Origin of the sequence: Tenacibaculum sp. A30, from assembly GCF_051200845.1 — a bacterium.
Lineage (GTDB): Bacteria > Bacteroidota > Bacteroidia > Flavobacteriales > Flavobacteriaceae > Polaribacter.
Genome location: NZ_CP195160.1, coordinates 2,538,030 through 2,552,687, shown reverse-complemented (window position 1 = coordinate 2,552,687; position 14,658 = coordinate 2,538,030). Strand labels below are relative to the sequence as shown.

Below are 14,658 nucleotides of genomic sequence, written 5' to 3'. Positions count from 1 at the left end.
TTTAGTGAGTTTTACCAGTCGTTTTTTTTGTTTTAACTACTCCTTTTTTTAATTCGTTAAGCGTTTGAAAAGTTGTTGTTTTATCTTTCTTTGGTAAAATACTTTTTGATTTACTTTTTTCTATTTTAGTTACTTTATAGATAAAGTAATCATTCTCTAAATATAATATAAGCCCAGGTAGCCCTCCATACTCTCTAGGTCCTCCACTAACCCCTAACTCTTCTGTATACCATGCAGTAATTATTCCTTTATCACTTTTCGCTATTGCTTTTTTACAATTTAACCCTTCAATGAAAACACTCTCATTTTTCATATCCCATATGATTTGATTAATATCACTTATTAATGAGATACTATTTTTTTCTCCTATCTGTCTTATCGCTGTATTCTTTTTTAAATCTTTAAAATAAACTTGATATGGTACTTCTTTAAGTCTTACCACTTCTGTTGCTCCTTCATTAACTTCTTCTTTCCCGATTTTTTTTGGGTCAACTACATAAGCATATTCTTTGATATTATGCAGTAAAGTAGCTTTTGTAAATAAGTTATCTTTTTTGTCTTCTACCTTATGATACTCATCATAGCTAATAATTATGCTTTTAGAGTTTTGAGAATATGAAAAAGTTAAAGAGACAAAAAAAAGAATAGTTAAGATATTTTTCATTATAATTATTTTTAAAATAAAAAATACAGGTGCTTAGAAAGCACCTGTATTTTAATTTATTGTTTTATTATTCATTACAAGGGTAAAAAGTGGTCGTCTTAGTCTCTGTCCTCGTTGTACTTCCATCACTATTTATAACTAACTTATCTGTATACGTTGTCACAACTCTACAGAAATCTTCTTTAACATCAATTTCCTTTAGATTAGAAATAGAACTATCCTTAGCCTCTATTGTCGAAAAAGCTGCAACTCCTGTAAATGCAACTACAAATAAAATTTTTTTCATTTTTTTTTTATTTTAAAAATTAGATTGATTAAAAACTACTATTTTAAAAAAATAGCAAACCATCACAACAAATTATTCTGCTGCGTAAACTCTTCAAAAAACTAAAAGAATGATTGCAATTTTATAATTTCATTCTCTTTTTGCATGCAAATCTTTTTGAAAACTGATCAAATTCTCTCAAGACGTTTCAAACATAAAAAAAAAAAAAACACACACCAAGTTTATTTTCATTTTTTTTTATTATTTAGCTGTATAACAAGACTCTTAACTATACAGCTACAGAAGAAGTTACTAAACATAAAACAAGTTATACTGCAAAATTTTTGAAGAAAGAACTAAACTAAAAACCCTAGCTATGATGAAGAATTATTTTTACATTCTAATACTTTTCACCTCAATTGCATGTAATACCAAAAGACAAGAGGTTAAAATAGAAAATGAAAAAGAGCTAATTTCTATCGGTGAAGTAGCTACTTTACACTCTTCTATTTTAAATGAAGACAGAAATTTAAATATTTATTTACCTCATGGTTATCATCCTGATTCAACTAGAACCTATAATACTATTTATTTGTTAGACGGCTCTAAAGAAGAGGATTTTAAACACATTACTGGACTGGTTCAGTTTATGCAATTATCTACTCAAATGCAACCCACGATTGTTGTTGGTATTGAAAATATTGATAGAAATAGAGATTTTACACACCCAAGTAAAGATAGTTTAGATACTAAAGATTTTCCTACCCATGGAGGCTCAGAGAAATTCATTCGTTTTTTAAAGGAAGAAGCACAACCATACATCAATAAAAACTATAAAACCAATAATCATACAACATTAATCGGTCAATCGTTAGGAGGTTTATTAGCTACAGAAATTTTACTAAAAAACCCAAGTATGTTTAACGATTATATCATTGTTAGTCCGTCGTTATGGTGGAACGAATACCGAATGCTAAAAAACATTGATAGTTTGTTAAACAATCAGCAATTTTCTAATCCAAATGTGTTTTTATCTGTTGGAAAAGAGCATCCTGCAATGAATCAAATTGCCGATGATTTAGCTGAAAAATTAACCAGCAAGAGTGACATCAACTGTATTTACAAACCAGACTATAATGAGGATCATGCTACCATATTGCATCCTGCGGTACACGAAGCATTTAAAACACTTTATAAAGAAGAGCACTAAAATATATTTTTCAAGCACCACACAAAAACTATCTTTTAGGTAGTTTTTTTCTTTTACCTTTTTTCTATTGTTAAAAACCGCTAAATTAGCAGGCTTGCTAAAATTTAAATTTTCAGCAAATAATTTGTTATTTAATATAAAAAGTAGAAGAATTATGACTCAGAATGATGATAGAAAAATTAGAGAAAAACTACAACAAAAAACTTGGAACGAAATAAAAACAAACGACTCTTGGGCAATTTTTAAAATTATGTCTGAGTTTGTTGATGGCTATGAAAAACTAAGTAAAATAGGACCTTGTGTATCTATTTTTGGTTCTGCACGTACAAAAACAGACGACCCATATTATAAACTAGCCGAAGAAGTAGCTTTTAAACTAACGCAAAGTGGATTTGGAGTTATTACTGGTGGTGGACCAGGTATTATGGAAGCTGGTAATAAAGGAGCTCATCGCGGTAAAGGAACTTCGGTAGGTTTAAATATCGAATTACCTTTTGAACAACATGACAATCCTTGGATTGATAGCGATAAAAACTTAGAATTCGATTACTTTTTTGTTCGCAAGGTTATGTTTGTAAAATACTCACAAGGTTTTGTAGTGATGCCTGGTGGTTTTGGTACGATGGATGAACTTTTTGAAGCAATCACTCTTATTCAAACCAACAAAATTGGTCGTTTCCCAATTGTTTTAGTTGGTAAAAAATTCTGGGGTGGTTTATTAGACTGGATTAAAAACACCTTAATAGAAGAAGGAAACATTAGCGAAAAAGACCTCAACCTATTTAGAGTAGTTGATACTGCTGAAGAAGCCGTAGAACACTTCAATAAATTCTATGCTAAATATCAGTTGAAACCTAATTTCTAAAAATAATTATCTTTAAAGCTCGTTGAATTCACATCGAGCTTTTTTTATTTAATGCTGAAAAAAAAAATATCCCTTTTTATAACTTTTGTCTCTTTGTGCTGTGTTCATCTACTAGCGCAAGAAAACAGTATTGAAATAAAAGCAAGACTAGATGTAGATGACGATCTTATTCATATTGATCAAAAAATAATTTATTTCAACACTTCTACCTCAAATATATCTGAACTTTATCTGCACAATTGGGGAAATAGTTTTACTGACAACAATACTCCTTTAGCAAAACGTTTTATTGAAGATTATAAAAATGACTTTTACTTTTCTAAAGATCAAGACAAAGGGTTTAGCTACATAAAAAACGTAACCGTTAACAATAAACGAGTTGTTTTTAAAGAGAAAAAAAAGCAGCCTGATATTGTTAAAATAAACCTTGACGAAGAACTAAAACCGAACGATAGTTTAATTATAAACACTTCCTATTTTGTAAAAATTCCGAATGCCAAATACACAGGATACGGAAAAACAAAAACAGGCTATCATTTACGTTTTTGGTATGTAACTCCCGCTATTTTTGATGGAGAATGGCACCTCATGAGTAACATAAATCTAGATGATTTATACGAAAACCTTTCTAGCTATAACATTTCTATTGAAGTTCCTAAAAATTACTTTGTTGAGAGCAACTTGTATCAATATAAAACCGAACAAAAAGATGTTACCAATTACTATTTAGTTGGCGGAAAAAAGAAAGATATTATATTACATATAGACTCTCTTAAAACATTCAAATCTTTCAAGATAAAGGATAAAGAAATAAAAACAGATGCTTATTTAAAGAGTATTCCTAATAAGGAAACAACTAAGATTATAGACAGACAAATACAATTTATTGAAAATTTTATAGGAAAACATCCGCACCCCGAAATTCTTGTTGATGCTCGTACAGTAAGCAAAAACTCATTGCATGAAATTTATGGTCTTCCGAAATGGTTAAAACCATTTCCTAATAATTTTAGATGGGAAACCGGATTTTTTAAAGCACTTGTCCAAAAATATTTTGACGATGTTATTATTCAAAATACCCGAAAAGATTATTGGCTAACCGACGGTTTACAAACCTTTTTGATGATGGAGTACGTTAAAAAATATTATCCTGACGTTACTATTTTAGGTAAATACTCTAACTACTGGCCTATTAAATCGTATAATATTTCACAGTTAAAACAAAATGATAAATACGCGCTTGTTTATCAATTTAGTTCTCGTAAATTTTATGATCAACCTTTAACTACAGCTAGCGATTCGCTTTCTAACTTTAATAGAAAGGTAGTTAGTAAATACAAAGCAGGACTTGGTTTTAAATATCTTCAAAACTTTGTTGGAGACAGTATTTTAAAAAAATCTGTAAAAGAGTTCTATATAAAACATCAACTTAAACCTTCAAATAGTAGTGATTTCGCTAATATACTTCAAAAAAACACTTCTAAAGATTTACAGTGGTTCTTTGGAGATTATATTACTACTGACAAAAAAATAGACTATAAAATAAATAAAGTTGCTTTTTCTAAAAACAAAGATTCTTTATACGTAACTATTAAAAATAAAAGTGATTTCAGCGCTCCTGTGGCTTTGTATGGAATTCAAAAAAAAGACATTGAATTTAAAACTTGGGTAACCGATGTTGATTCAACCAAAACCGTAAAAATTAAAAGAGGTGATTTTAAAAAGCTTGCATTAAACTATGAAAATAGCTACCCTGAGTTTAATTCATTAGATAATTTTAGAAATGTAAATAACAACCTTATCAACAAACCACTTCAATTTCGTTTTTTCAAAGATTTTGAAAACCCCTATTACAATCAACTATTTTATTATCCCGATTTTAAATACAATTTATATGATGGATTAATACTTGGGGTTAACATTAATAACAGATCAATCGTCAATAGAAATTTTGAATTCAGCATCACTCCAAACTACAGTACAAAGAGTCAAAATTTAACAGGTTCATTCGTTGTTGCCTACAATCATTTTCTTAAAAGCCCCGACTTATATAAAATACGCTACGGAATTGGCGGTAGTAATTTTCATTACGCCCCAGAGCTTGGTTACAACACTCTAACTCCCTTTGTTAGTTTTCAGTTTAGGCGAAACACCCTTCGTGATATTGGGTCAAAATCTTTTACTGTTCGACTTGTAAGTGTTAATAAAGAAATTCCGTCAGGTGGAATTAAAAGTGATAAAGACAAATACAATATTTTTAATTTACGTTACATTAACAATAAGTTTGATGCTGTAAAAAGAATCCGCTTTGCTGCCAATGCCGAAATAAATTCAAGTTTTAGTAAAATATCAACAGATCTTCGTTACAGAAAATTTTTTACTGCGGATGAAAGTTATGAAATTCGATTTTTTGGCGGACTTTTTGTGTCCAATAAAACAGAAGGAAATTATTTTAGCTTCGGATTAAACCGCGGAAACGATTATTTATTTGAACAAAATTTATTTGGACGTTCTGAAAACGATGGAATTTTCAGCCAACAATTTGTTGTTGGTCAAGGAGGTTTTAAATCGAAATTTAACACTCCCTCATTTGCCAATCAATTTATAACTTCAGTAAACACCAGCGTAAGCGTTTGGAAGTGGGCCGAAATTTACAATGATGTTGCCATGCTGAAAAACAAAAGTGATTCTCCTAAGTTTTTTTATGAAAATGGTATTCGTTTAAACTTCCTTCCTGATATTTTTGAATTTTATCTTCCAGTATATACAAATGAAGGATTTGAAGTTACCAAAGAAGCCTATCCTTCAAAAATTAGGTTTATCATCACGACTGATATTGATCAGATTTATAACTTTATTAGAAGAGGTATATTATAGATACTTCAATATTTTTTGATTTTTCGCTTTATTTTTGAAAAATATGCAATGAAAAGAGAAATTTTTAAATTTCAACTAAAAAACCTATCTTTGTAACCATACCTAAATTAGATGATTATGATGCAAAATACCGAAATAGTTAATACTCAACAGCTTTCTTTTGAAGATTTTAAAAACGAAGTTTTAAACGACTATAGAATTGCTCGTATTAGTCGAGAATGTAGTTTATTAGGGCGTAGAGAAGTTTTAACAGGTAAAGCTAAATTTGGGATTTTCGGTGATGGCAAAGAAGTACCTCAATTAGCTATGGCTAAAGCCTTTCAAAATGGAGATTTTCGTTCGGGTTATTACCGCGATCAAACCTTTATGATGGCTATTGGAGAATTAACTCCACAACAATTTTTTGCTGGTTTATATGCTCATACTGATATTGATGTTGAGCCGATGTCAGCAGGTCGTCAAATGGGAGGTCATTTTGCAACCCATTCTTTAGATGAAAATGGAGATTGGAAAAACTTAACAGCTCAAAAAAACTCATCATCTGACATCTCTCCTACTGCAGGTCAAATGCCTCGTTTGTTAGGATTGGCACAAGCATCTAAAATTTACAGAAACGTTGAAGGATTAGAAAAACACACTAATTTTTCAATCAACGGAAACGAAGTTGCTTGGGGCACCATTGGTAATGCTAGTACAAGTGAAGGATTGTTTTTTGAAACAATCAACGCAGCTGGTGTTTTACAAGTTCCAATGGTGATGAATGTTTGGGATGATGAGTACGGAATTTCAGTACACGCACGTCATCAAACTACCAAAGAAAGCATTTCTGAAATCTTAAAAGGATTCCAACGTGAAAACGAAAGTAACGGGTATGAAATCTTTGTAGTAAATGGTTGGGATTATGTTCAATTAATCGACACTTATAACAAAGCTTCTCAAATTGCAAGAGAGCAACATATTCCTGTATTAATTCATGTAAAAGAATTAACGCAACCTCAAGGACACTCTACTTCTGGTTCTCACGAACGTTACAAATCGAAAGAGCGTTTACAATGGGAGCAAGAATTTGATTGTATCAATCAAATGCGTAAATGGATTTTAGAGTTTGAATTAGAAAATGAAGACGGAGAAACTTTAAAATTTATTGATTCTGAAGAAGATTTAATCAATATTGAAAAAGAAGCTAAAAAAGAAGTAAGTAAAGCTAAACGTGATGCTTGGAGTGCTTATACTAATGAAATTAAAGCAGAAGTTGCTGAAGCTATTACTTTATTAGATACTATCGCTGAAAAGAGCAACAACGGATCTTTCATTACAAAATACAAAAACGACTTAGGTGCTATTGCAGAACCTATTAGAAAAGATATTTTAGTAGCTGCTCGTAAAACGTTACGTTATTTAAGAGATGAAAATCTTGCTGAAAAAACGACTTTACAAAACTTTATTAAAACTTCAATTGATAAAGCTGCTGTAAAATATTCTGCTCATTTATTAAGTGAAACTGAATTAGCTACTGAAAATGTTCCAGCTGAAGCTCCAACCTATGCTTCAGAAAAAAATATGGTAGATGCACGTATTATTATGCGTGATAATTTTGATGCAATTTTGGCAAAACACCCAGAGGTATTAATCTTTGGAGAGGATGCAGGTTATATTGGAGATGTAAACCAAGGATTAGAAGGTTTACAAGAGAAGTTTGGTGAATTACGTGTTTCTGATACTGGAATTCGTGAAGCTACCATTTTAGGTCAAGGTATTGGTATGGCTATGCGTGGTTTACGTCCGATTGCTGAAATTCAATATTTAGATTATTTACTGTACGCTTTACAAATTATGAGTGACGATTTAGCTACGTTACGTTACCGTACGTTTGGTAAACAAAAAGCACCGTTAATTATTCGTACTCGTGGACACCGTTTAGAAGGAATTTGGCATTCTGGTTCTCCAATGGGTGGAATTATCAATAACGTAAGAGGTATTCACGTATTGGTTCCTCGTAACATGACCAAAGCTGCCGGATTCTATAATACTTTATTAGAAGGTGACGATCCTGCTTTAGTAGTAGAATGTTTAAATGGATACCGTTTAAAAGAAGAATTACCAACCAACTTAGGAGATTTTAAAACTCCAATCGGTGTTGTTGAAACGATCAAAGAAGGAAACGATATTACCATTGTTTCTTATGGTTCTACCCTACGCATTGTCGAAGAAGCTGCTAAAGATTTAGCGCAAGTAGGTATAGATGTAGAAATTGTAGATACGCAAAGCTTATTACCTTTTGATGTTAATCACGATACGGTAAAATCAGTTGCAAAAACAAATCGTTTATTGGTAGTTGACGAAGATGTTCCTGGAGGAGCTTCAGCATATTTATTACAAGAAATTGTTGAAAACCAAAACGGATACAAACATTTAGATAGCAAACCTCAAACTTTAACAGCAAAAGCACACAGACCTGCTTATGGTACTGACGGAGATTACTTCTCTAAACCTTCTGCTGAAGATATTTTTGAAAAAGTATACGAAATTATGCACGAGGTAAATCCTGCAAAATTTAAGAGTTTATACTAACACTTCGCTTTTAGATAAAAGAATATAGATGAATCTCGTGAGTTTACATTCACGAGATTTTTTATTTACGCAACAAGCTATTTCCTATAGCGCATTGTAAACATTTTTGCTTTGTGCAATAGTTATTTTTTAACTCTAACAAAGCTTGTGTTTCAAAAGCATTTTTCCCTTTAATTTTTAACTCAGAAAACTTACTAACAATAGAGTTTTTCTCTGATTTTAATTGTTGCATTAATTGCAATAATTGTTCTTCATTTACTGCTCCTCTTTCTTGTTCATACACAAATTTTAAAGGTATTATCGTATTGATGACAAGTAAATCAACAAACGACTTTGTAAGTCTTTTAGGTGATTTTTTTGAAGTGGTTTCAAACGTGTAATGTGTTTTCCAAAAATCATTCACCTCAACCGAAAACAACATATAAAAATCTTGCAAACGAGAGACTTCTACTATTTGAGAAAATAAATGCTGATGCCTGAAATACAAAGCAACCAACTGAGCTATTCGAATCGTTGGAAAATTGTTCGGTCGCATTCTAAAAAATTGAAATCGGTTTTTTGTTAAAGGCTGTAACTGATGTTTATGCTGTAAGTATTTATACTCATTTTGCAGTTGTGTATAATAACCATCTTCAACTTCGTCTTCTAAAAATCCTGATTGCCCAAACAATAAAGCTGATAGTTGCTCTTCCTGAAACCGAACTTTTCGCAATACAGAAAAATCAAAAGAATTAGACATATCAAAAAAAGCTTCTCCATTTACTTTTAATCCAAAGTTTTTGGCAAGTAGTTTAAATAACACAGCTTCATAATCATTATTTGATTTCACCAACAATTCTTTGATAAAAACAGCTTTATTTTCTAATCGTTCAAAATACAGTCGCTCCAACCAATTATTCAACAAAAAAGAATCTACTTCAGCTATTTGTTTTTCACAGGGAATCCATCGTTGTTCTTTTGAAAATAATTTTTGATAATTTACCAATACTTCTTTTTGAACAAATTGCTTCAATTCTAAAGTAGGTAAAGGAAGGTTATTTCTCATAAAAACATCAGCATCATAACTCCACACCACATGTAAAATTATCGCATCGTAATTTGTATCTTCTTCATGATGATGTGCATACCAATCAGATGATTTTAAATGAATCTCTATATTTCCAATCCATAACTGACCATCAATTTTTAATTGTGTGTTTAAAAAATCAGGACCGGTATTGGTATTATAAATTCCTGAATTAACAATCTCAATAGACTCTCCTTTGGTCGATTTTAAATCTGTTGTACTGAACAGCTTGTATTTCCACAAAAAATGTAAAAACTCTTCTTTCATAAACTTCCTTTTTCTCCATGAATTTACAAAATATTTCTATGGCATTATCAATTTTTATTATCCAAAGTATTTTATAACAATATCCTATTCAACTATTTTTGCCGAATAAGAAAATTAAACCACATGAATAGTATAGAAAATTTACAATGGCGTTATGCTGTTAAAAAATTTGACGAACATAAATTTCTTTCTGAAGAGCAAATCAATATTTTAAAAGAAGCTTTTAACTTAACTGCAACTTCATACGGGTTACAACCTGTAAAAATGGTTGTGGTAAAAAACAAAGATTTACAGCAACAATTAGTAGCACATTCTTGGAACCAACTTCAGGTTGTGCAAGCTTCGCATTTATTAGTACTTTGTATTCCTAAAGAATTGACTTCTGAACACGTTGAGAGTTACTTTAAATTAGTAAAAGATACAAGAAACACGCCAGACGAAATTCTAAATCCGTTTAAAGAATTTTTAGTAAATGACATTGCTAACAAACCCAAAGAGATTCTTACCTCTTGGATGAAAAATCAAGCCTATATCGCTTTAGGAAATCTTATGACCGTAGCTGCAAACGAAAAGATTGACAGTTGCCCTATGGAAGGTTTTAACCCAGTAAAATATGATGAAATTTTAGGTTTAAATAAGCTAAACTTAAACTCGGTTTTGGTATTACCCGTTGGTTTTAGAGCTGAAGATGACTATATGAAAGACTTAAAAAAAGTTCGTAGAAAAACCGAAGAAGTGGTTATTGAACTTTCTTAGATAATCTTAATTATGAATTACGAATGATAATTTTAGTACATTCGTAATTCATAATTTAACTACATGCAACCACTACATATACTCCTCCTTATTTTAGCTTATTTTGGTGTATTAATCCTTATTTCGTACATCACTGGAAAATCAGCAAACAACCAAACATTTTTTAAAGCAAACAACTCATCTCCTTGGTATTTAGTTGCCTTTGGTATGATTGGCGCATCACTTTCCGGGGTTACTTTTATCTCTGTTCCTGGGTGGATTGAAGGTGATAAAATGAGCTATATGCAAATGGTACTTGGGTATGTATTAGGATATGCCGTGATTGGTTTAGTACTACTCCCACTTTACTACAAATTAAATCTGACTTCAATCTATACCTACTTAGAAGGTCGTTTCGGTAGGTATTCTTATAAAACAGGTGCTTCCTTTTTCTTACTTTCTAGAACAATTGGTGCTTCCTTCCGATTATTTTTAGTTGCCAACGTGTTACAATTAATTTTGTTTGATGCCTATGGAGTTCCGTTTTGGATTACCGTTACCATTACGATTTTATTAATTTGGTTATATACGTTTAAAGGAGGAATAAAAACTATTGTATGGACAGACACCTTACAAACTTTATTCATGCTGATTGCTGTTGGTGTATGCATTGTGATGATAAAAGATGAAATGCAAATCGATAATCTATTTTCGTATGTTGCTAACAATGATCTATCAAAAACCTTCTTTTTTGACGATGTAAAGGCAGGAAATTACTTTTGGAAACAATTCTTTTCAGGAGCTTTCATTTCTATAGTAATGACGGGATTAGATCAAGATATGATGCAAAAAAACTTAACCTGTCGTAACTTGAAAGATGCTCAAAAAAACATGTTTTGGTTTACTATCGTATTAGTAATTGTAAACTTTTTCTTCTTAGCTCTAGGTGTATTGTTAACCGATTATGCTTCTGCTAATGAAATAAACGCACATAAAGATGAACTATTTCCAACAATAGCTATGAGTGGTGATTTAGGAATAGCCACAGCCCTATTCTTTTTATTAGGATTGATTGCCGCAGCATACTCTAGTGCCGATAGTGCTTTAACTTCATTAACTACTTCTTTTAGTATCGATATTTTAGAAATCGACAAAAAAGATAATGAGCAAGAAAAAGAAAAAACACGAAAGAAAATCCACATATTATTTTCCTTCATTTTAGTGGCTACCATTTTAATTTTTAAATATTTTATTGCTGATGAAAGTGTAATTGCTAAAATATTCCAATTTGCAGGTTATACCTATGGTCCGCTATTAGGGTTATATGCCTTCGGATTATTTACCAAACTAAATGTAAAAGACAAATTAGTTCCAATTATTTGTTTAATTACTCCTGTTTTAACGTATGTAATTAGTTTTTACAGCAAAGAAAAAATGGGATTTGACTTTGGTTTCTTTGTGTTAATCTTAAACGGAGCTTTGACTTTCTTAGGTTTATTAACAATTCATAAAAAACGTGTAATTTTATAATTCACAAAACCTTACACAACATGAAGCCTTTTTTTATACTCATAGTAGCCTTATTGTCTATCACAATACATGCTCAAAAAAACAATCCTAATTATGATGCAAAACTTGCTAAGGAATTAGGTGCAGACGACTACGGAATGAAAAGTTATGTGTTTGCTGTCTTAAAAACAGGCACTAATACCTCTACTGATAAAGAACTAAAAAGTAAAGCTTTTAGGGGACATTTAGACAATATTAATAGGTTAGTTAAAGAAAATAAACTTATTGTTGCTGGACCTTTTGGCAAGAATGAAAACGCTTATCGAGGTCTTTTTATTTTTAATGTAAAAACCCTAGAAGAAGCTCAAGAACTAATAAAAACAGACCCTGCTATTGCTGAAAAATATTTAGCAGTAGATTTATACAACTGGTATGGTTCAGCTGCTTTGTCTGAATATTTAAAAACCGCAGATAAAATCTGGAAAATCAATCCTTAAAATGCCTAAAAAAGGAAAAGCTAAAAATACAGTGAACAAAGCGAAACACACTCGCTTAATGAAACAAAAGGAGAATAAACTTCGCCTAGAAAAACAACGCACTAAAGAACGTTTAAAAGCAATTATTAAAAAGGCTAACGAGGAAAAAAACGAAGAATAAACAAGAAAAAGTTAAAGAGATTAAAGATCTTTTCGTTGCTAAAAAATCTAAAATGCACTATCGCGTTTATGAAAGTGGTTTTGGTAAAGTAGGAGACCGTTTTGTTGTGGTTATATCTGCAAAAATAGATTGGATTATGCTCAAAAAAGTGAAGAAAACAGAAACTTATTAGGTAACGATTTCAAACTTAAATTTGACGATTTATATAGTTTACTTTCTAATTACTCTGAAATTTCAGGAAAAATGCGACCAGAGCTTAGCTACACTCAAAAAAAATAAACTTTTTAACCAAATTTAAACCGGTGAGATTTAAATCTTACCGGTTTTTAACTTTTACATAAACGCTATTTGCAATCCCATTAAAACAAAAACTACTCCTGAAATCTTATTCATTCGAATCCCGATATTTTGATTTTCTTTCACCTTTTTTGAAAATGCTCCTGCAAAAGAAGTTAAAAATAAATACCAAACGGTAGTCATAAGTGCATAAGAAATCCCCATAAAAATGAACGGAACTGGATTTTCTATATGATCAGGACTAATGAACTGTGGAAAAAATGCAATGAAGAATAATGCAACTTTCGGATTTAATATATTCGTTATAAATCCTGATTTAAAATCATTTTTTGCTGAATTTTTCTTTTGCTCCTCAACGTCATTTCCTATCAAATCTTTCTTTGATAACACTTTCATCACTCCTAAATAAATTAAATAGGCAGCTCCTAAATATTTTATCAATGCAAAAAATATTGCTGACTTTGCTACAATGATTGACAAGCCTAATGCTCCGAACAAGGTATGCACTAAAGCCCCCGTATTTAAACCAAAAGCAGTATAAACTCCTGATTTCCTCCCCTGACTTATCGATTTGTTTATTAAAAAAATCGTTTCCATTCCTGGTGTTAATACAAAAAGAATGGTTGCTGTAAAAAATGCTATAAAGTTCTCAATTCCCATTTCCTTTAATTTTAAAAATGAATATCAATGTTTTTTTGTGCAAAGCAACGGCAGTTCTGTTTATTAAAAAATACTTATTTTTGAATGATTAATGCAAAAACCGCATTAAAATGACTTTACAACAAATTCGATATTTTTTAGTACTCGCTGAAGAGTTACATTTTTGGAAAACCGCAGAAAAGGTATATGTCTCACAATCATCATTAAGTAGACAAATTCAATCGTTAGAAGAAGAATTAGGCGTTACCTTATTTGAACGCGATAAAAGAAACGTAAAATTGACCGATGCTGGTGTTTTTCTTAAGAAAAAATGGGAAGATTTATTAGATGAGTTTGACCGTACACTTCAACATGCAAAAAAAATTGAAGAAGGTTCTTCTGGGCTTATTAGTATTGCCTATCCTGGTTCTATTTCCTACAACTATTTACCCGAATTACTTAGGATATTTTCCGAAGAAAAACCTGACTTAAAAGTAGAGCTTATGGAGCCTACCGACATTACCCTTGAAAACTTACTGACAAGCTATCAAATAGATGTTGCTTTTAGCAGAAACACTGTTTTAAACTCTTCTATTTGTTCTGAAAGATTGTATGCTGAACCTGTTTGTCTTGTTGTGCCAAAAAACCACTGGTTAACAGCTGAGGATTTTGTAGATTTAAGAGATGTAAAAGATGAAAAGTTTATTCTTTCTGGCTTACATCATACTACTTATTTTTCGTCGTTACTTCGCAGTATTTTTAACACTTATGGTTTTGAACCACAAGCTCATATTGAATCTGATTTTGGAAGTATGATCTTAAACTTAATTTCTAGAGAGTTAGGAATTTCAATTCTCCCTTATTCTTTTCAATTTTCATTAAACTCACATGTTCGTTTTATCACGCTTCCTGAAAAAACAGAATTATTTATCAACTGGCGTAAAAACGACGATAGAAAGATTGTAAAAAATGTTATTGAATATGCTACGAATTTAGGTAAAAGATACAATCAACAGTTTATATAAAACAAAATCCC

The 14,658-nt window shown here is 31.0% G+C and carries 13 protein-coding genes; 9 read left to right on the top strand and 4 right to left on the bottom strand.

Annotated features, from left to right (window positions below; genetic code table 11):
• Position 1: 1 nt before the first annotated feature.
• Together ACR9ES_RS12265 and ACR9ES_RS12260 are read right to left on the bottom strand one after the other, a co-directional pair.
• A complete protein-coding gene (locus ACR9ES_RS12265) occupies positions 2 to 664 on the bottom strand; it encodes a GLPGLI family protein (protein WP_299034533.1) in 663 nt (220 codons plus the stop codon).
• A 67-nt stretch (positions 665 to 731) separates the two neighbouring features.
• Positions 732 to 950, bottom strand: coding sequence for a hypothetical protein (locus tag ACR9ES_RS12260; RefSeq protein ID WP_435254408.1), 219 nt, complete (start codon positions 948 to 950; stop codon positions 732 to 734).
• 355 nt (positions 951 to 1,305) lie between these two features.
• On the opposite strand from ACR9ES_RS12260, the gene ACR9ES_RS12255 reads away from it, so the two are divergent.
• The 4 genes from ACR9ES_RS12255 to ACR9ES_RS12240 all read left to right on the top strand — a co-directional run bounded on the left by ACR9ES_RS12255 (position 1,306) and on the right by ACR9ES_RS12240 (position 8,452).
• Positions 1,306 to 2,139, top strand: coding sequence for an alpha/beta hydrolase (locus ACR9ES_RS12255; RefSeq protein WP_435254407.1), 834 nt, complete (start codon positions 1,306 to 1,308; stop codon positions 2,137 to 2,139).
• Positions 2,140 to 2,293: 154 nt separating this feature from the next.
• Positions 2,294 to 3,004: a TIGR00730 family Rossman fold protein gene (locus tag ACR9ES_RS12250; RefSeq protein WP_435254406.1), complete on the top strand. Its 711-nt coding sequence runs from the start codon at positions 2,294 to 2,296 to the stop codon at positions 3,002 to 3,004.
• 51 nt (positions 3,005 to 3,055) lie between these two features.
• Positions 3,056 to 5,881: an aminopeptidase gene (locus ACR9ES_RS12245; protein ID WP_435254405.1), complete on the top strand. Its 2,826-nt coding sequence runs from the start codon at positions 3,056 to 3,058 to the stop codon at positions 5,879 to 5,881.
• A 117-nt stretch (positions 5,882 to 5,998) separates the two neighbouring features.
• Positions 5,999 to 8,452 carry an alpha-ketoacid dehydrogenase subunit alpha/beta gene (locus tag ACR9ES_RS12240; RefSeq protein WP_435254404.1) on the top strand — a complete coding sequence of 818 codons (2,454 nt, stop codon included), beginning with the start codon at positions 5,999 to 6,001 and terminating at the stop codon, positions 8,450 to 8,452.
• Between the two features lie 61 nt (positions 8,453 to 8,513).
• On the opposite strand, the gene ACR9ES_RS12235 is transcribed toward ACR9ES_RS12240, so the two are convergent.
• Entirely contained in the window at positions 8,514 to 9,785 is a 1,272-nt protein-coding gene (locus ACR9ES_RS12235) for a DUF2851 family protein (protein WP_435254403.1), read from the bottom strand.
• Positions 9,786 to 9,908: 123 nt separating this feature from the next.
• On the opposite strand from ACR9ES_RS12235, the gene ACR9ES_RS12230 reads away from it, so the two are divergent.
• From ACR9ES_RS12230 to ACR9ES_RS12215, 4 genes are all read left to right on the top strand, one after another.
• A complete protein-coding gene (locus ACR9ES_RS12230; protein WP_435254402.1) occupies positions 9,909 to 10,541 on the top strand; it encodes an NAD(P)H-dependent oxidoreductase in 633 nt (210 codons plus the stop codon).
• A 63-nt stretch (positions 10,542 to 10,604) separates the two neighbouring features.
• Positions 10,605 to 12,050: a sodium:solute symporter gene (locus ACR9ES_RS12225; protein WP_435254401.1), complete on the top strand. Its 1,446-nt coding sequence runs from the start codon at positions 10,605 to 10,607 to the stop codon at positions 12,048 to 12,050.
• Between the two features lie 20 nt (positions 12,051 to 12,070).
• Positions 12,071 to 12,526, top strand: a complete 456-nt coding sequence (locus ACR9ES_RS12220) for a YciI family protein (protein ID WP_435254400.1) — start codon at positions 12,071 to 12,073, stop codon at positions 12,524 to 12,526.
• 1 nt (position 12,527) lies between these two features.
• On the top strand, positions 12,528 to 12,686 hold the full coding sequence (locus tag ACR9ES_RS12215) for a hypothetical protein (protein WP_274633599.1): 159 nt from the start codon (positions 12,528 to 12,530) through the stop codon (positions 12,684 to 12,686).
• 333 nt (positions 12,687 to 13,019) lie between these two features.
• On the opposite strand, the gene ACR9ES_RS12210 is transcribed toward ACR9ES_RS12215, so the two are convergent.
• Positions 13,020 to 13,643: a LysE family translocator gene (locus tag ACR9ES_RS12210; protein WP_274633598.1), complete on the bottom strand. Its 624-nt coding sequence runs from the start codon at positions 13,641 to 13,643 to the stop codon at positions 13,020 to 13,022.
• A gap of 110 nt (positions 13,644 to 13,753) precedes the next feature.
• Between ACR9ES_RS12210 and ACR9ES_RS12205 the strand changes: the two genes are divergently transcribed.
• Positions 13,754 to 14,647 (top strand): LysR substrate-binding domain-containing protein, encoded by an 894-nt coding sequence (locus ACR9ES_RS12205; protein ID WP_435254399.1) that lies wholly within the window; start codon positions 13,754 to 13,756, stop codon positions 14,645 to 14,647.
• Positions 14,648 to 14,658 lie beyond the last annotated feature (11 nt).